This window comes from Streptomyces sp. NPDC020490, assembly GCF_044335305.1.
GTDB lineage: Bacteria > Actinomycetota > Actinomycetes > Streptomycetales > Streptomycetaceae > Streptomyces.
The window spans coordinates 72,560-90,633 of the sequence record NZ_JBIRUY010000003.1 but is presented as its reverse complement, the minus strand read 5'-3'; the positions used below and the strand labels follow the sequence as shown (position 1 = coordinate 90,633).

Here is an 18,074-nt window from a genome sequence, read left to right as displayed (position 1 = left end):
GGTCGGTATGGGTAAGCGCTAATGACGGTTGCGGTGCGCGCCCAGTCCCTCGTCGTCCGAGTCCGTCCACAGGGAACTGTCGTACGGGGTGTCGGGGATGGTGACGAGATCGCCGCGCCCGGGCGCGGCGAGGGCGGTGGGAGCGGTGGCCGCCTCGCGCAGCAGCGCGACGCTCTCGCGCAGATGGGCGGCGTCGGCGCGGACCCGGCGGATGTCGAGTCCACCGCCGCCGATCCGCTGCTCCAGCCGGCCGACCGAGCGCAGCAGGTCGTCGAGGCAGCGCTGAACGGTCGAAAGTTCGTCGTGCACGGACATGACGTGACCTCACTTCCGCGGGCTTGGTGCCGCGTCGGTGCCTGGGCGGTGACGTTCGTGCGCCTGCGAGTGTTGCGCGTCACACCTGTCGGTGGGAAGCGCTGTGCACGGATTGGCCGGGGCACGTCGTCGTGACCGCATGTCGTGGTGACCGCATGTCGTGGTGACCGCACGTCGTGGTGACCGCACGTCGTGGTGACCGCACGTCGTGGTGACCGCACGTCGTCGTGACCGCGCGGCGCGGGGGCGCACGGCTGGGGGCGCGCGGCACCCGCGCCGAGCCGCGCGACGCGTCCGTTGCGCCGCACGGGTGGGCTTGCGCGCCGCCGCCGCCGTGTCGCCCCGCCCTGCTGAACCCTTTCCTCTTCAGTGGCCATACATCTGATCAGCTCCAAATACCGCCAATCGTGATCGGAACCGGCGGTCCACCCCCGGAGGTAGACGTGATGTCCCACGACGGCGTCGGACTGCGTGCGGTCATGCGCTCGGTCGCCTTCCTCACCGCGGGCACGCTCGCGGTATCCACGCTCGCCGGCTGCAGTTCCGGGGAGGAGGTCAGCAAGCCCCTGGCCGGGCAGGACATCGCGCCCGCCGGCCGCGCCGCGATCGCCGACGGCGGCACGCTGCGCTGGGCCGTGGACGACCTGCCGGAGACGCTGAACACCTTCCAGTCGGACGCCGACGCCACCACCACCCGCGTCGCCCAGGCCGTCCTGCCCGCCATGTACCGGCTGGACGCGGCGGGGCGCCCGCAGCGCGACGCCGACTTCCTGGAGTCCGCCAAGGTCGTCGACACCGAGCCCAAGCAGGTCGTGCTGTACAAGCTCAACCAGCAGGCCGTCTGGAGCGACGGCCGCGAGATCGGCGCCGCCGACTTCGCCGCCCAGTGGCGCGCCCTGTCCGGCAAGGACAACGCCTACTGGACGGCCCGCAACGCCGGCTACGAGCGCATCGAGAAGGTCGAGCGCGGCGCGAACAACCTCGAGGTCAAGGTCACCTTCGCCCGGCCGTACGCCGACTGGCGGTCGCTGTTCTCGCCGCTGTACCCGAAGGACGTCATGGGCACCCCGGACTCCTTCAACGACGGGGCCCGCCGCAAGCTCAAGGTCACCGCCGGGCCGTTCGCCGTGAAGAAGGTCGACCGGAAGAACGACCGGATCGTCCTCACCCGCAACCCGCGGTGGTGGGGCGCTCCCGCCAAGCTCTCCGAGATCGACCTGAAGGTCGTACCGCGCGACAAGCGCGCCACCGCGCTGGCCGCCGGGAAGCTCGACCTGGCCGAGATCGACCCCTCCGCGGCCGGGCAGATCACCGCCGGAGCGGCCGGCACGAGCGCCTCCCCGGGCACCGGCGCCTCCGCGCACAAGGGCGCCTCGCCGCACAGCGGCCCCGGCGGCCGTCACGCCGGCACCAAGGCCGAGCGGCGGCTGAAGGCCCTGCGCGCCTTCGAGGTCCGCAAGTCGCTGGAGCCCGCCTTCACCCAGCTCGCCCTCAACGGCGCCGAGGGCCCGCTCGCCGACGAGCGCGTGCGCCGGGCCGTGGCCCGCGCGCTGGACCGCAAGGCACTGGCCGAGGCCGTGCTGAAGCCGCTCGGACTGCCCGCGGTGCCCGTCGGCAGCCATGTCGCGCTGTCCGGGCAGGCCGCCTACGCCGACAACAGCGGCGCGCTGGGCAAGGAGGACACCGCCGAGGCGCAGGCGCTGCTCTCGGACGCCGGCTGGGTGCCCGGCGGGCCCGTCAAGGTCAAGAAGAAGGAGGAGAAGGAAGACAAGGAAGACAGCGGAGAGAGCTCGGAGAGCCCGGAGAAGGAAGAGGACAGCGGGAGCGCCGGTGCCGGCGGGAAGAAGGCCGGGCACGAGTCCGCGAAGGCCGACGACGGGGCGGACACCGCCGGCGAGGACGGCAAGGCGGGGCGCGAGAGCGACCCGGCGGAGGGTAAGTCCGCCGGGAGCACCGAGGACCCGAAGGACCACGAGCACCCCGCCGGGGACGCCGCCCGGCGCCTCGCGCAGGAGGGCGGGCAGTACCGGCACCCCGGGCAGGGCAGCGCGCCCGGCGCCTACGCCCCCGAGGGCACCGCCGCCCCGGGGGGCACCGCGGTCAAGGCGCTCGCCAAGAACGGCAAGCCGCTCGTGCTGCGCTTCGTGCTCCCCTCGGGCGCCGGCTACGGGACCCTGCGCGCGGTGGCCGACCGGATCAGCGGCATGCTGGCCCGGGTCGGCATCCGCACCGAGATCAGCAAGGTCTCCGAGGCGAGCTACTTCAAGGACCACATCGCCGCCGGCGACTTCGACCTCGCCCTGTGGTCCTGGCCCGCCTCCGCCTTCCCCGCCACCGACGCCCGGCCCATCTACGCCAAGCCGGTGCCGGCCGCCGACGGCTCCCTGAACGTCGAGCAGAACTACACCCGCGTCGGCACCGACCAGGTCGACCAGCTGTTCGACGAGGCCGTGGCGACGCTGGACGACACGGAGCGCCGAGGTCTGCTGCGCAAGGCCGACTCCCGCATCTGGGCGGCGGCCGGGTCGATCCCGCTCTTCCAGCGCCCGCAGCTGACGGCCGTCCGCAAGGGACTGGTCAACGCCGGAGCCTTCGGTTTCCAGACGCCGGTCTTCGAGGACATCGGCTTCCTGAAGAAGGGCTCGAAGACGGACGCGAAGGTCTCCCCGAGTCCCTCCCGGAGCTAGGCGGGGCCCGGGCCGCGCGGCCCTGCGGCGGCCTTCGCCGCGGGGCCACGTACCATGGGGTGAGGCCGTGGCGTGTCAAGCCCGGCAGGGCCCGCGTAACACAGACGTTCGCGCAGGCCGTCCTCACACTCCGGGAGAACGCCGCAATAATGGCTGTGTCCGCAACACGTCACGACATCCGCAACGTCGCCATCGTCGCCCACGTCGACCACGGGAAGACGACCATCGTCGACGCCATGCTCAAGCAGGCGGGTGCCTTCGCCGCGCACCAGCTCGACCAGGTCGACGACCGCATGATGGACTCCAACGACCTGGAGCGTGAGAAGGGCATCACGATCCTCGCCAAGAACACGGCGGTGAAGTATCACCCCAAGGACGGCGGGGAACCCATCACCATCAACATCATCGACACCCCCGGCCACGCCGACTTCGGCGGCGAGGTCGAGCGCGGTCTGTCGATGGTCGACGGTGTCGTGCTGCTCGTCGACGCCTCCGAGGGCCCCCTGCCGCAGACCCGCTTCGTGCTGCGCAAGGCGCTGCAGGCCCGCCTGCCCGTCATCCTGTGCATCAACAAGACGGACCGCCCGGACGCCCGCATCGACGAGGTCGTCAACGAGACCTACGACCTCTTCCTCGACCTGGACGCCGACGAGGACCAGATCGAGTTCCCGATCGTCTACGCCTGCGGCCGGGACGGCATCGCGTCGCTGACCAAGCCGGAGGACGGGACCGTCCCCGGCGACTCCACCAGCCTGGAGCCGTTCTTCTCGACGATCCTGCAGCACATCCCGGCGCCGACCTACGACGAGTCCGCCCCGCTGCAGGCCCACGTCACCAACCTGGACGCCGACAACTTCCTCGGCCGTATCGCGCTGCTGCGCGTCGAGCAGGGCGAGCTGCGCAAGGGCCAGACGGTCGCGTGGATCAAGCGCGACGGCTCGATCAGCAACGTCCGCATCAGCGAGCTGATGATGACCGAGGCGCTCACCCGCAAGCCCGCCGAGGTGGCCGGCCCCGGTGACATCTGCGCCGTCGCCGGCATCCCGGACATCATGATCGGCGAGACCCTCGCGGACACCGAGAACCCGATCCCGCTCCCGCTGATCACGGTCGACGAGCCTGCCATCTCGATGACCATCGGCACCAACACCTCGCCGCTGGTCGGCCGCGGCGGCACCGGCAAGGGCGCCGACGCGAAGGCGGCCGTCAAGGACCGCAAGGTCACCGCCCGCCAGGTCAAGGACCGCCTCGACCGCGAGCTGATCGGCAACGTCTCGCTCCGCGTCCTGGACACCGACCGTCCCGACGCCTGGGAGGTCCAGGGCCGCGGTGAGCTCGCGCTCGCCATCCTGGTCGAGACGATGCGCCGGGAGGGCTACGAGCTGACCGTCGGCAAGCCCCAGGTCGTCACCAAGGAGATCGACGGCAAGACGTACGAGCCCGTCGAGCGGATGACGATCGACGTGCCCGAGGAGCACATGGGCGCGGTCACGCAGCTCATGGGCGTGCGCAAGGGCCGGATGGACAACATGTCCAACCACGGCTCGGGCTGGGTCCGCATGGAGTTCGTGGTCCCCTCGCGGGGGCTGATCGGCTTCCGTACCGAGTTCCTCACCAGCACCCGCGGCACGGGTATCGGCCACTCCATCCACGAGGGCTTCGAGCCCTGGTTCGGCACCCTGCAGACCCGTAACAACGGCTCGCTGGTCGCCGACCGCGCCGGTGCCGTCACCGCGTTCGCGATGACGAATCTCCAGGAGCGCGGCGTGCTGTTCGTGGAGCCCGGCACCGAGGTGTACGAGGGCATGATCGTCGGCGAGAACTCGCGCTCCGACGACATGGACGTCAACATCACCAAGGAGAAGAAGCTCACCAACATGCGGTCTTCGACGGCCGACGTGGCCGAGTCGATCGTGCCGCCGCGCAAGCTGTCGCTGGAGCAGTCGCTGGAGTTCTGCCGCGACGACGAGTGCGTCGAGGTGACCCCGGAGGCCGTTCGCATCCGCAAGGTCAACCTGGACCAGCGGGAGCGTGCCCGCGCCGCGAGCCGCGCCAAGCACGGCTGAGCCGACGGCCGGGCCGGCGTCCTCGCCGCACCCTCCGAGCCCGGGTGCCCCCATCTTGGGGGCGCCCGGGCCTTTTGCAACCGGTTTTCGCGCGCCAGGTGTCCGAAATGCGGAGATCACTGCCCGATAGCCATGTAACAAGTCCGTTTCGCGGCCTTCTCGTCCCGAACCGTTTGTCCAGAATTCGGAAGAAGTATGCGCGAGCTGTGACTGAATTGAGATTTAAAGACAGTGGTTCGGCCGTCGGCTCATGGCAGATAGTTAGCCGCGTAGCGCTCGGGTCGATGGGTCTCGCTGTGGGGACAGCGGCGACTCACGAGAGCACCAGGGGGTGTCTGACCCTTCGTCAGGGGTGACGGAGGACAGGCGTGGGCCCCCAATCGTCGGTGAGCATGTGCAGTCACGAGGAGGAGCCCCATGCGCGGTGTCACGAGCACCAAGTGGGTCAGGTCGACAGTCGCCCGCAACTGCTTCACCGCATACGGCAGTTCTCTCTGAGGATTGCGCCGGCCGCTCACCGCGTGGTTACGCTACGCGCGTCCGGCTGCGGCTTCTCCATGATCCGGTCGGTGACCGCGCACATCCCGCGGCGGTCGGCGACCCGGTACACCCACACCTGTGAAATGGGCCAACTGTGACCAGTCCTATCGACGTTGAAGGCGGCGAGGCGTCGGTCGTCGTCGACGGCACCCCGCAGCCTCACGCCAAGGCCGAGGCCGATCAGCTCGAGGGGCGTTCCCCCGGCCGGCTGATGTGGATCCGCTTCAAGCGCGACCGCACGGGGGTGATCTCGGCCTGCGTCGTGGCGTTCTTCTTCGTCATCGCCGCCGCCGCGCCGCTGATCTCGAAGCTGTACGGCAAGGACCCGTACACGATCTACGCGGACGAGCGCCCCGAACTCTTCGACAGCGCGGGCGTCCCGGTGCAGCCCAACGGCGGCATCAGCGGCGAGTTCTGGTTCGGCCTCGAACCGGGCAACGGCTACGACGTGTTCACCAAGCTGATCTACGGCATCCGCACCTCGCTGATGATCTCGGTGGCGGTGACGCTCGCGGTCGTACTGACGGGCATCCTGCTCGGTGTGACGGCCGGTTACCTCGGTGGCAAGGCCGACTACGTGATCGGCCGCGTCATCGACTTCCTGCTCGCCTTCCCCTCGCAGCTGTTCTTCATCGCCAGCATGCCGGTCGTCGTCTCACTGTTCGTCAGCCCGCGAGACGAGACGCCGACTTACGTGCGCGTGGTCGCGCTGATCGTCGTCCAGTGGGTACTCGGGTGGATGAGCCTCGCCCGTATCCTGCGCGGCACCACACTCGCCCTGCGCGAGCGGGAGTTCATCGAGGCCGCCCGGGTGAGCGGAGCGTCTCCGTGGCGGATCATCCGCAAGGAGCTGCTGCCCAACGTGGTGACGCCGCTGCTGGTGCAGACGACCTACATGCTGCCGAACTTCGTGACGATCGAGGCCGGCCTGTCGTTCCTCGGCGTCGGCATCGTCGAGCCCACGCCCGACTGGGGCCAGATGTTCTCCAAGGCATCGACCGAGCTCGTGCTGCAGAACGACATCACGTACATGTTCTTCCCCGGCGTCTCGATGATCATCTTCGTCGTCGCGTTCAACTTGCTCGGGGACTCGGTCAGGGACGCCTTCGATCCCAAGACGGCGCGCTGACCGACAGATTGTGGGCGTCCTCGCCCCGGATACCGCACGGCCGAATTCGGCACTGGTGATACACAGATGGGTGGAAACTGAGTGATGAGTAGGGGCGGACGCCACGCATACGCCGCTTTGTCCGTGCTCGCGGCGGGGGCACTCGTGCTCACCGGTTGCAGCAAGGGCGGAAGCGACACCGGCAACAACGACAAGAAGAACGAGGAGAACGCCAAGCGGCAGCAGTCGTCGATCAAGTTCGGCGACGCCGCGGCCTCCCAGGGTCCCGCGGCCGAGGTGAAGGGCGCCAAGGCGGGCGGCACGATGGAGGTCCTCCAGCGTGACAGCTTCGCCCACCTGGACCCGGGCCAGATCTACGTCTCCGACGAGATGGCGCTCTCGCAGCTGATCCACCGCGGTCTCACCGGCTACAAGGCGACCAGCGACGACGGCAAGTCGCACGAGGTCGTCGGCGACCTCGCCACCGACTCGGGCACCACCACCGACGGCGGCAAGACCTGGAAGTACACGCTCAAGGACGGCATCAAGTTCGCCGACGGCACGCCGATCACGTCCAAGGACGTCCGCCAGACCTTCGAGCGGCTGTTCGCGCCCTTCATCAACCAGGGCCCGAGCTACATCCAGCAGTGGCTCGCCGACTCCACCGACTACCGCAAGCTGCTGAAGGACGGCCCGTACAAGGGCAAGCACCTGCCTGACAGCATCATGGAGACGCCGGACGACAAGACGATCGTCTTCCACTTCAAGACGGCGCACCCGGACCTGCCGTACGCGCTCGCCATGTCGGGCTACTCCGTCGTCTCCGCGAAGAGCGACACGAAGGAGAAGTACGACAAGAAGCCGATGACGAGCGGCCCGTACAAGATCCAGTCGTTCAAGTCGGGCAAGTCGATGGTGCTCGTCAAGAACACCAACTGGGACCCGAAGACGGACCCGATCCGCAACCAGTACGTGGACCAGTTCGACATCCAGTTCAACCAGCAGTACGAGCAGTCCACCAAGGCGCTGCTGGCGGACACCGGCGCCGACCAGGCCGGCGTCAGCCTCAGCAACGCGGTCGACGCGGGCAACCTGTCCAAGGTGCTCGCCGACCCGAAGCTGAAGTCCCGCATCGTCTCCGGCTACCAGCCGTACGTCGGCCAGATGAACATCAACATGAGCAAGCCGGAGCTGAAGGACATCAACGTCCGCAAGGCCATCGCCTACGCGCTGCCGGTCACGCCGTTCGTCCGCGCCTACGGCGGCACGGACGCGATGGAGGTCGCCGGCGGCCTGCTCAGCCCGACCGTCAGCGGCTACGACGCGGCCTTCGACCCGTACGGCAAGAAGAAGAAGCCCGCGGGCGACCCGGCCAAGGCCAAGGAGCTGCTGAAGAAGGCCGGCAAGCTCAACATGAAGCTGACCTTCGCCTACATCAACACCCCCGAGGGCCAGCAGTACTCGACGGCCATGGCGGCAGGTCTGAAGAAGGCCGGCTTCAACGTCCAGCGCCAGGAGATCCCGGCCGAGTCGTACTACGACCAGGTCAGCAAGGTCGACAACACCTACGACATCTTCCACACCGCGTGGGGCGCTGACTGGCCGTCCGCCTCGACCGTCCTCCCGCCGCTGTACGACGGCAGGCTGATCGCCGACGGCTCGCAGAACTACTCGCAGGTCAACGACTCGCACGTGAACAGCGAGATCGACCGCATCAACAAGATCACCGACCCGGTCAAGTCCGCGGCCGAGTGGGAGAAGCTCGACAAGTACCTGCTCACCAAGGTGGTCAACGAGGTCCCGACCGCCTACTACAAGCAGACCCAGATCGCCGGCTCCAAGGTCGGCGGCCTCGTCTACGACGACGTGATCGGCGGCCTCGACCCGCGTCGTCTGTTCATCAAGTAACCACCGTCCGACCGGTACCCGGTGCGTGAGCCCCACGAGGGCGACACCGCACCGGGTACCGCCCGGCCCGCCGACGTCAGAGAGCTGCCCCTGTCATGCTGCGCTTCCTCGTCCGCCGGACCCTCGGTGCCGTCGTCATCCTCTTCCTGTTGAGCATCGTGGCATTCGTGCTGTTCTTCGGGATGCCCCGTGACCCGGCGCTGCTGATGTGCGGCAAGACGTGTACCCCCGCGAACATCGAGAACATCCACCACGTTCTCGGGCTCGACAAGTCGATCCCCGAGCAGTACGGGATCTTCCTGCACAACCTCTTCCTGGGCAGCAGTGACTTCGCCCAGGGTCCCTGCCCCGCCCCGTGCTTCGGGTACTCGTACCACACGAACGACCAGGTCTGGTCCACCCTGACGGACCGTCTGCCCACCACCGTCTCGCTGACGATCGGGGCCGCCGTGGTCTTCCTGGCGGTCGGCCTGGGCACCGGCATGCTCGCCGCCTGGAAGCGGGGGAGCATGCTCGACAAGACGGTCACCGCCGGGTCGATGGTGCTGAGTTCGATGCAGATCTACTTCCTCGGCCCGCTCGCGCTCGCGGCGCTGGTGTACCAGTCGCACATCTTCGACAAGCCCGCCTACAACGAGTTCACCAAGGACCCGGTCACCTGGTTCTCCGGACTGATCATCCCCTGGGTGGTGCTGTCCACCATCTTCGCCTCGCAGTACACGCGTATGGCGCGCTCGTCGATGATCGAGCAGCTGCAGGAGGAGCACGTCCGCACCGCCCGCGCCAAGGGCATGTCCCGCAAGTACGTGTTCTTCCGCTACGCCTGGCGCGGTTCGCTGATCCCGATCGTCACCATCTTCGGCATCGACCTCGGCTCGCTGCTGGGCGGCGCGATCATCACGGAGTACACCTTCGGCCTGCCCGGAATCGGTCATCTCGCCGTGGAGGCCGTGCAGTTCAGCGACCTGCCGCTGCTGCTCGGCGTGATGCTCTTCTCCGCCGCCATGATCCTGCTGTTCAACATCCTCGTCGACGCCTGCTACGCCTTCATCGACCCGCGCGTGCGGCTGTCCTAGGCCGTCTTTAGGAGCACAGTCGTGACCACTCTGACCAAGGAAGCCGGAGCACCCGTGCCGGCCGACGCGGGCGCCTTCCTCTCGGTGCGGGACCTGCACGTCAGTTTCAAGACCGAGGACGGCGTCGTGAAGGCCGTCAACGGGCTCTCCTTCGACCTGGAGCGCGGCAAGACGCTGGGCATCGTCGGCGAATCGGGGTCCGGCAAGTCCGTCACCAACCTGACGATCCTCGGGCTGCACAACCCGATGTTCACCACCGTCGAGGGCGAGATCCTGCTGGAGGGACAGGAGCTGACCACCGCCCGGGAGTCGGAGCTGGAGAAGCTGCGCGGCAACAAGGTCGCCATGATCTTCCAGGACCCGCTCACCGCGCTCTCGCCGTACTACACGGTGGGCCGGCAGATCGCCGAGCCGTACATGAAGCACACCGGGGCCTCGAAGAAGGACGCCTGGGAGCGGGCGGTGGAGATGCTCGGCAAGGTCGGCATCCCCAACCCCAAGGAGCGGGCGAAGGACTACCCGCACCAGTTCTCCGGCGGCATGCGCCAGCGCGCGATGATCGCCATGTCCCTGGTGTGCGACCCGGACCTGCTGATCGCCGACGAGCCGACGACCGCCCTGGACGTCACGGTCCAGGCGCAGATCCTGGACCTGCTGAAGGACCTCCAGCAGGAGTTCGGCTCGGCGATCATCTTCATCACGCACGACCTCGGCGTCATCGCCGACATGGCCGACGACATCATGGTGATGTACGCGGGCGGCGCGGTCGAGCGCGGCACCACCAACGAGGTGCTCCGGGCGCCGCGACACCCCTACACCTGGGGTCTGCTGAACTCCATGCCGCGGCTGGACGCGGATCTCGACGCGCCCCTCACGCCGATCCCGGGCGCCCCGCCCTCGCTGCTCACCCCGCCCTCCGGCTGCCGGTTCCACCCCCGCTGCACCTTCAAGGACCGGGTGGGCGGCAACCGCTGCGTCACCGAACGCCCGCTGCTGGGCCCCGACCGGGCGTCCGCCTGCCATCTCACGGCGGAGCAGAAGCGCACCATCTTCGTCGAAGAGATCAAGCCCCGTCTGGGCTAGGAGGACCACGCCATGACAGAGGACCTCGTCCTCCCCGCGCCGCGGGAGACCGGCACCGACGCGGCCGGCGACCCCCTCCTGGTCGTGGAGGGGCTGACCAAGCACTTCCCGATCAAGGGCGGCTTCCCCGTCCGGCGCACGGTCGGCGCCGTGCAGGCGGTCGACGGCATCGACCTGACCGTGCACGTCGGCGAGAGCTTCGGCCTGGTGGGGGAGTCGGGCTGCGGCAAGTCGACCACGGGCCGGCTGATCACGCGCCTGATGGAGCCGACCGCCGGGAAGATCTCCTACCGCGGCCAGGACATCACCCACGCCAGCCGCAAGCAGCTCGCGCCCATCCGGTCCGAGATCCAGATGATCTTCCAGGACCCGTACTCGTCGCTCAATCCCCGCCAGACGGTCGGAAAGATCATCTCCGGCCCGATGGAGATCAACGGGATCGAGCCCGACGGGGGCCGCGAGAAGCGCGTGCGCGAGCTGCTGGAGATCGTCGGCCTCAACCCCGAGCACTACAACCGCTTCCCGCACGAGTTCTCCGGCGGCCAGCGCCAGCGCATCGGCGTGGCACGGGCCCTCGCCCTGGAGCCCAAGCTGATCGTCGCCGACGAGCCGGTCTCCGCGCTCGACGTGTCCATCCAGGCGCAGGTCGTCAACCTGCTCCAGAAGGTGCAGCGGGAACTCGGCATCGCGTTCCTGTTCATCGCCCACGACCTGGCCGTCGTACGGCACTTCTCGCAGCGCGTCGCGGTGATGTACCTGGGCAAGATCATCGAGGTCGGCGACCGCGACTCCATCTACACGCGCCCCCGCCACCCCTACACCCACGCCCTGCTGTCCGCCGTGCCCGAGGTGAACCTCTCCGAGGACGCGGACGACAGCGGCGGCCGGGAGCGCATCCGGCTGGCCGGTGACGTGCCGTCCCCCATCTCCCCGCCGTCCGGCTGCCGGTTCCGCACCCGCTGCTGGAAGGCGCAGGACAAGTGCGCGACGGAGGAGCCCCCGCTGGTCCGGCTCTCCGGCAACCGCGACGGGCACCTCACGGCCTGTCACTTCCCGGAGGAGCCGACGATCGAGGCGCGCGAGCAGGACATCGTGCTGGACCCGGCGCTCGCCGCGCTCGAGGAGACCGGCGACGAGGAGAAGTGACCGCGAGTAACTAGCCGCGAGGACAAGTAGCCGCGAGAAGCGGTAGCCGCGAGGAAGAGCGGCCGCGAGCAGGAGCGGCCGCGAGGAGAAGCGCCTCGTGAGTGACGTGAGGGCCCGCGCCCGGGTGGAGGGGCGCGGGCCTTCGTGTTCCCGGGGAACCGGACGTCCGTGGGCTCGGGTCGATGGGCCGTGAAGGTCCGGTTCCGTAAGGGGGCGGCTGACTGAAAGGGGTGTGCCAGGACCGCCGCCTCCGGGTCTGTGATGAGACGGGAAACCGGCGTGCGCGGTTCCGCCCCGGTGTCATCGGGCATCCGGAGCGGCGGGCGGCCATCCGGATGGCCCGTCGCCCCGAACGGTGGGGTGCGTGTGCGCCGTGGGGTGTTTGCGCCGATATTGGCCGGTAACGGATCGGCGGCCACGAGGAGGCACCCCATGCGTGGAGTCACGCGCGCCGGACGGGCCGCCGGCGCCGCCGCCGTCGCGCTCGCGGCGAGCGCCTGCGGGAGCGGCGGGGACGCCGCCGGCAGCGCGGTGCTCAGCTCGTCGTGGGGCGATCCGCAGAACCCGCTGGAGCCGGCCAACACCAACGAGGTGCAGGGCGGCAAGGTCCTCGACATGATCTTCCGCGGCCTCAAGCGGTACGACCCGAGGACCGGCGAGGCGAAGGACATGCTCGCCGACAGCATCCGGACCCCGGACTCACGGACCTTCACCATCACGGTCAAGGACGGCTGGAGGTTCAGCAACGGCGAGCCCGTCACCGCCAGGTCCTTCGTCGACGCGTGGAACTACGGCGCGAGCCTGCGCAACAACCAGCGCAACGCCTACTTCTTCGGGTACATCGAGGGCTACGACAAGGTCCACCCCGAGGACGGCTCCCGGCAGAGCGCCGGCACGCTCTCCGGGCTGAAGGTCACCGGCGACCGCACCTTCACCGTGCGGCTGACCCAGAAGTTCTCCTCGTTCCCGGACACCCTCGGCTACGTGGCCTTCGCCCCGCTGCCCCGGGCGTTCTTCGACGACCACGCCGCGTGGGTCAGGAAGCCGGTCGGCAACGGCCCGTACACGGTGCGCTCGTACACCAGGGGCGCGCAGATGTCGCTGCGCGCGTGGGACGGCTACCCCGGCGCGGACAAGGCGCGCAACGGCGGCGTCGACCTGAAGGTCTACACCGACAACAACACCGCCTACACCGACCTGATGGCCGGGAACCTCGACCTGGTCGACGACATCCCGGTCGCCCAGCTCAAGAACGTCAGGACCGACCTCGGCGACCGCTACCTCAACACCCCGGCCGGCATCCTCCAGACGCTCGCCTTCCCCTTCTACGACAGCGCCTGGAACCGGAGCGGCTCGGAGAAGGTCCGCAAGGGCCTGCCATGGCGATCGACCGCAGGCGGATCACCGACACGCTGTTCCGGAAGACCCGCACCCCGGCCACCGACTGGACCTCGCCGGTCCTCGGCACGGAGGGCGGCTACCGGGCCGGACTGTGCGGGGAGGCCTGCGAGTTCAAGCCGGACGAGGCCAGGAAGCTGATCCGGGAGGGCGGCGGGCTGCCGGGCGGCCAGGTGAAGATCACGTACAACGCGGACACCGGCTCGCACAAGGAGTGGGTGGACGCCGTGTGCAACTCCGTCAACAACGCGCTCGGCAAGGACAAGGCCTGCGTCGGCAACCCGGTCGGCACCTTCGCGGACTTCCGCGACCGGATCGTGCGGAAGAAGATGCCGGGGCCGTTCCGGGCCGGCTGGCAGATGGACTATCCGCTGATCCAGAACTTCCTCCAGCCCCTCTACTACACCGACGCCTCCTCCAACGACGGCAAGTGGTCGAACAGGCGGTTCGACGGGTTCGTCGACCGGGCCAACGCCGAGAACGCCTCCGCCCGCGCGATCGGCCTGTTCCAGGGCGCCGAGAAGACCGTCCGCGACAACATGGCGGCCATCCCGCTGTGGTACCAGAACGGCAGCGCCGGCTGGTCGGACCGGCTCTCGAACGTCGCCCTCAACCCGTTCAGCGTCCCCGTCTACAACGAGATCAAGGTCGGCTGAGCGTCCATGGGACGGTACGTGCTCCGGCGCCTGCTGCAGATGGTCCCGGTGTTCGTCGGAGCCACGCTGCTGATCTTCCTGATGGTGAACGTGATGGGCGACCCCGTCGCGGGCCTGTGCGGCGAGCGGCAGTGCGACGCGGCCACGGCGGCCCAGCTCGAGCGGGAGTACGGGCTCGACCAGTCGCTCGCCCGGCAGTACCTGACCTACATGGGCAACGTCCTCACCGGCGACTTCGGCACCGCCTTCAACGGCCAGCAGGTCACCGAGCTGATGTCCACGGCGTTCCCGGTCACCGTACGGCTGACGATCGTGGCGGTCTGCTTCGAGATCGTCATCGGCATCACGCTCGGGGTAGTCACCGGCCTGCGGCGCGGGCGGCCCGTCGACACCACGGTCCTGCTGGGCACCCTCGTCGTGGTGTCCGTCCCCACCTTCGTCACCGGGCTGCTGCTGCAACTGCTGCTCGGCGTCGAGTGGGGCTGGATCAAACCGTCGGTGTCCACCGCCGCGCCCTTCGACGAGCTGATCGTGCCGGGCCTCGTCCTCGCCTCCGTCTCCCTCGCCTACGTGACCCGGCTGACCCGCACCTCCATCGCGGAGAACCGGCGCTCCGACCACGTCCGCACGGCCGTGGCCAAGGGGCTGCCCCGGCGCCGGGTGATCGTCCGGCACCTGCTGCGCAACTCCCTGATCCCCGTGGTCACCTTCATCGGCACCGACATCGGGGCGCTGATGGGCGGCGCGATCGTCACCGAGCGGATCTTCAACATCCACGGCGTCGGCTACCAGCTCTACCAGGGCGTCCTGCGCCAGAACACCCAGACGGTCGTCGGCTTCGTGACTGTCCTCGTCCTCGTCTTCCTGGTCGCCAACCTGCTCGTCGACCTGCTGTACGCCGTACTCGACCCGAGGATCCGCTATGCCTGAGCAGCCCCGCGAACCCGCAGGCGCCGTCGCCGGCACCGGCATGGGCGGCGCGATGGACCTCGCGGCCAGCGAGGCGACCACGCTGGAGCGGACGCCGGGCGGGACGGACGTGACCGGTGGCACGGGCGGGCCGGGCCGCACCGGCCCCGCGGGCAGACCGCGCAGCCTGCGGTCCGACGCCTGGCGCGACCTGCGCCGCAACCCGGTCTTCATCGTCTCCGGGCTGGTGATCGTGTTCCTGGTGGTCATCTCCCTGTGGCCGTCGCTGATCGCCCCCGGAAACCCCCTCAGGTGCGACCTCGCCAAGGCCCAGGACGGCCCGGCCCCCGGCCACCCCTTCGGCTACGACGGCCAGGGCTGCGACGTCTACACGCGCACCGTCCACGGCGCCCGCACCTCCGTCACGGTCGGCGTCTGCGCCACCCTCGGGGTCGCGGTCCTCGGGTCGGTGCTGGGCGGGCTCGCCGGGTACTTCGGCGGGGCGTGGGACGCGGTCCTCTCCCGGGTCACCGACGTGTTCTTCGCGATCCCGGTCGTCCTCGGCGGTCTGGTGCTGCTGTCCGTGGTGACCGGCAACACCGTCTGGCCGGTCATCGGGTTCATGGTGCTGCTCGGCTGGCCGCAGATCTCCCGCATCGCCCGCGGCTCGGTCATCACCGCCAAGCAGCACGACTACGTGCAGGCCGCGCGGGCCCTGGGCGCCTCCCACTCCCGGCTGCTGCTGCGGCACATCGCGCCCAACGCGGTCGCGCCGGTGATCGTCGTGGCGACCATCGCGCTCGGCACGTACATCGCGCTGGAGGCGACCCTGTCGTACCTCGGCGTCGGGCTGAAGCCGCCCAGCGTGTCCTGGGGCATCGACATCTCCGCCGCCTCCCCCTACATCCGCAACGCCCCGCACGCGCTGCTGTGGCCCTCCGGGGCGCTCGCGGTCACCGTCCTGGCCTTCATCATGCTCGGCGACGCGGTCCGCGACGCCCTGGACCCGAAGCTGAGGTGAGCGGGCGTGCTGCTCGAAGTGCGCGATCTGCGGGTGGAGTTCCGCACCCGGGACGGCGTCGCCAAGGCCGTCGACGGCGTCGACTACGCCGTGGACGCGGGCGAGACGCTCGCCGTGCTGGGCGAGTCCGGCTCCGGCAAGTCGGTGACCGCGCAGGCCGTGATGGGCATCCTCGACACGCCACCGGCCCGGATCACCGGCGGCGAGGTCCTCTTCCGGGGCAGGAACCTGCTGGAGCTGAAGGAGGAGGAGGAGCGCCGCAGGATCCGCGGCGCGGAGATGGCGATGATCTTCCAGGACGCGCTGTCCGCCCTCAACCCCGTGCTCACCGTGGGCGACCAGCTCGGCGAGATGTTCACCGTGCACCGGGGCATGTCCCGGAAGGACGCGCGGGCCAGGGCCGTGGAGCTGATGGACCGGGTGCGCATCCCGGCCGCGCGGGAGCGGGCCGGGCAGTACCCGCACCAGTTCTCCGGCGGAATGCGCCAGCGCATCATGATCGCGATGGCGATCGCGCTGGAGCCGGCGCTGGTCATCGCCGACGAGCCCACCACCGCCCTCGACGTCACCGTGCAGGCCCAGGTCATGGACCTGCTGGCCGAGCTGCGGCGCGAGTACCGCATGGGGCTCGTCCTGATCACCCACGACCTCGGCGTGGTCGCGGACGTCGCCGACCGGATCGCCGTGATGTACGCGGGCCGCATCGTGGAGCGGGCGCCGGTGCACGACGTCTACCGGGCGCCCGCGCACCCGTACACCAAGGGCCTGCTGGAGTCGGTCCCGCGCCTGGACCGCAAGGGCGGTGAGCTGTACGCCATCAGGGGCCTGCCGCCGAACCCGGTGGACGTCCCGCCGGGCTGCCCCTTCAGCCCCCGCTGCCCGATGGCCCGCGACGTGTGCCGCACCGACGCGCCCGCGCTGTACGAGGTGTCCGAGGGCAGGCGCAGCGCCTGCCACTTCTGGCGGGAGTGCCTGGATGGCTGAGCCGGTTCTGGAGGTCAGCGGCCTCGTCAAGCACTACCCGCTCACCCGGGGCGTCGTCTTCCGGAAGCAGGTCGGCGCGGTCCGGGCCGTGGACGGCGTGGACTTCGCGCTCGGGCGGGGCGAGACCCTCGGCATCGTCGGCGAGTCCGGCTGCGGCAAGTCGACCCTCGCCCGGATGCTGGTCAGCCTGGAGCGGCCGACGGCCGGTTCGATCCGGTACAAGGGGGAGGACGTCACCCGGCTGTCCGGCAGGGCGCTGAAGGCGGTACGGCGCAACATCCAGATGGTGTTCCAGGACCCCTACACCTCCCTCAACCCCCGCATGACCGTCGGCGACATCATCGGGGAGCCGTACGAGATCCACCCCGAGGCGGCCCCGAAGGGCGACCGGCGCAAGAGGGTGCGGGAACTCCTCGACGTCGTCGGACTCGACCCCGAGTACGCCAACCGCTACCCGCACCAGTTCTCCGGCGGCCAGCGCCAGCGCATCGGCATCGCGCGGGGGCTGGCGCTGCGCCCGGAGGTCATCGTCGCCGACGAGCCGGTCTCCGCGCTCGACGTGTCCGTGCAGGCCCAGGTGATCAACCTGCTCGACCGCCTGCAGCGCGAGTTCGGGCTGTCGTACCTCTTCATCGCGCACGACCTGTCGGTGGTGCGGCACATCTCGGACCGGGTCGGGGTGATGTACCTCGGGCGGATCATGGAGATCGGCACCCACCGGGAGATCTACGAGCACCCCACGCACCCCTACACCCAGGCCCTGCTGTCCGCGGTCCCCGTGCCCGACCCGGACACCCGCGAGCGCCGGGAACGGATCATCCTCACCGGGGACGTCCCGTCCCCGGTGAACGTCCCCTCCGGCTGCCGGTTCCGCACCCGCTGCTGGAAGGCGGAGGAGCGCTGCGCCCGGGAGGTGCCGCTGCCGGTGGTCCCGGCCGCGTACCACCTGTCGGGCGGCCCGGCGGCGCACGCCTCGGCCTGCCACTTCGCGGAGGCGGTGCCCGTCGTGCGCCCCGCTCCGGGGCAGGCGGGACCGGCGGCGCAGGCGGGGCGGGCTGGACCGGCGGGGCAGGCGGCGCAGGCGGGGCAAGCGGGGCCGGCCGGGGAGCACGGCAACGGGCCGGGATGACATGGCGCATCCCGGCCCGTTCACGGCACCCGCACGGCCGTACGCTGT

At 69.7% G+C, this 18,074-nt stretch carries 12 protein-coding genes and 1 pseudogene; 12 read left to right on the top strand and 1 reads right to left on the bottom strand.

What is annotated here, in order from left to right; all coding sequences use genetic code 11:
- Positions 1–18: 18 nt before the first annotated feature.
- Positions 19–315, bottom strand: a complete 297-nt coding sequence (locus ACH4ZX_RS05420) for a hypothetical protein (protein WP_398267835.1) — start codon at positions 313–315, stop codon at positions 19–21.
- Positions 316–761: 446 nt separating this feature from the next.
- Between ACH4ZX_RS05420 and ACH4ZX_RS05415 the strand changes: the two genes are divergently transcribed.
- The 12 genes and pseudogenes from ACH4ZX_RS05415 to ACH4ZX_RS05360 all read left to right on the top strand — a co-directional run bounded on the left by ACH4ZX_RS05415 (position 762) and on the right by ACH4ZX_RS05360 (position 18,026).
- Positions 762–3,002: an ABC transporter family substrate-binding protein gene (locus ACH4ZX_RS05415; RefSeq protein WP_398267832.1), complete on the top strand. Its 2,241-nt coding sequence runs from the start codon at positions 762–764 to the stop codon at positions 3,000–3,002.
- Positions 3,003–3,151: 149 nt separating this feature from the next.
- A complete protein-coding gene (typA, locus tag ACH4ZX_RS05410) occupies positions 3,152–5,068 on the top strand; it encodes a translational GTPase TypA (protein WP_398267829.1) in 1,917 nt (638 codons plus the stop codon).
- A 634-nt stretch (positions 5,069–5,702) separates the two neighbouring features.
- A complete protein-coding gene (locus ACH4ZX_RS05405) occupies positions 5,703–6,737 on the top strand; it encodes an ABC transporter permease (RefSeq protein WP_398267826.1) in 1,035 nt (344 codons plus the stop codon).
- Between the two features lie 84 nt (positions 6,738–6,821).
- Complete coding sequence (locus tag ACH4ZX_RS05400) at positions 6,822–8,624, top strand: ABC transporter substrate-binding protein (protein WP_398267823.1); 1,803 nt, start codon at positions 6,822–6,824, stop codon at positions 8,622–8,624.
- A 95-nt stretch (positions 8,625–8,719) separates the two neighbouring features.
- Positions 8,720–9,700 (top strand): ABC transporter permease, encoded by a 981-nt coding sequence (locus ACH4ZX_RS05395; protein ID WP_398267820.1) that lies wholly within the window; start codon positions 8,720–8,722, stop codon positions 9,698–9,700.
- A gap of 21 nt (positions 9,701–9,721) precedes the next feature.
- Positions 9,722–10,783: an ABC transporter ATP-binding protein gene (locus ACH4ZX_RS05390; protein WP_398267817.1), complete on the top strand. Its 1,062-nt coding sequence runs from the start codon at positions 9,722–9,724 to the stop codon at positions 10,781–10,783.
- Positions 10,784–10,795: 12 nt separating this feature from the next.
- On the top strand, positions 10,796–11,929 hold the full coding sequence (locus ACH4ZX_RS05385) for an ABC transporter ATP-binding protein (protein ID WP_398267814.1): 1,134 nt from the start codon (positions 10,796–10,798) through the stop codon (positions 11,927–11,929).
- Between the two features lie 432 nt (positions 11,930–12,361).
- A pseudogene (locus ACH4ZX_RS05380) lies at positions 12,362–13,983 on the top strand (ABC transporter substrate-binding protein).
- Between the two features lie 6 nt (positions 13,984–13,989).
- The gene (locus tag ACH4ZX_RS05375; protein ID WP_398267811.1) at positions 13,990–14,913 is read left to right on the top strand and encodes an ABC transporter permease; all 924 of its coding nucleotides are present in this window, start codon (positions 13,990–13,992) and stop codon (positions 14,911–14,913) included.
- The gene (locus ACH4ZX_RS05370) at positions 14,906–15,913 is read left to right on the top strand and encodes an ABC transporter permease (RefSeq protein WP_398267808.1); all 1,008 of its coding nucleotides are present in this window, start codon (positions 14,906–14,908) and stop codon (positions 15,911–15,913) included. Before ACH4ZX_RS05375 ends, ACH4ZX_RS05370 begins: the two co-directional genes overlap by 8 nt.
- Positions 15,914–15,919: 6 nt before the next feature.
- Positions 15,920–16,897: an ABC transporter ATP-binding protein gene (locus tag ACH4ZX_RS05365; protein ID WP_398267805.1), complete on the top strand. Its 978-nt coding sequence runs from the start codon at positions 15,920–15,922 to the stop codon at positions 16,895–16,897.
- Complete coding sequence (locus ACH4ZX_RS05360) at positions 16,890–18,026, top strand: ABC transporter ATP-binding protein (RefSeq protein WP_398267802.1); 1,137 nt, start codon at positions 16,890–16,892, stop codon at positions 18,024–18,026. Before ACH4ZX_RS05365 ends, ACH4ZX_RS05360 begins: the two co-directional genes overlap by 8 nt.
- Positions 18,027–18,074 lie beyond the last annotated feature (48 nt).

Excerpts from the sequence above, each read along its gene's own strand:
- ACH4ZX_RS05375 (WP_398267811.1), top strand. The coding sequence starts at position 13,990 with ATGGGACGGTACGTGCTCCGGCGCCTGCTGCAGATGGTCCCGGTGTTC.
- ACH4ZX_RS05420 (WP_398267835.1), bottom strand. The coding sequence starts at position 315 with ATGTCCGTGCACGACGAACTTTCGACCGTTCAGCGCTGCCTCGACGAC.
- ACH4ZX_RS05395 (WP_398267820.1), top strand. The coding sequence starts at position 8,720 with ATGCTGCGCTTCCTCGTCCGCCGGACCCTCGGTGCCGTCGTCATCCTC.
- ACH4ZX_RS05400 (WP_398267823.1), top strand. The coding sequence starts at position 6,822 with ATGAGTAGGGGCGGACGCCACGCATACGCCGCTTTGTCCGTGCTCGCG.
- ACH4ZX_RS05415 (WP_398267832.1), top strand. The coding sequence starts at position 762 with ATGTCCCACGACGGCGTCGGACTGCGTGCGGTCATGCGCTCGGTCGCC.
- ACH4ZX_RS05360 (WP_398267802.1), top strand. The coding sequence starts at position 16,890 with ATGGCTGAGCCGGTTCTGGAGGTCAGCGGCCTCGTCAAGCACTACCCG.
- typA (WP_398267829.1), top strand. The coding sequence starts at position 3,152 with ATGGCTGTGTCCGCAACACGTCACGACATCCGCAACGTCGCCATCGTC.
- ACH4ZX_RS05370 (WP_398267808.1), top strand. The coding sequence starts at position 14,906 with ATGCCTGAGCAGCCCCGCGAACCCGCAGGCGCCGTCGCCGGCACCGGC.
- ACH4ZX_RS05385 (WP_398267814.1), top strand. The coding sequence starts at position 10,796 with ATGACAGAGGACCTCGTCCTCCCCGCGCCGCGGGAGACCGGCACCGAC.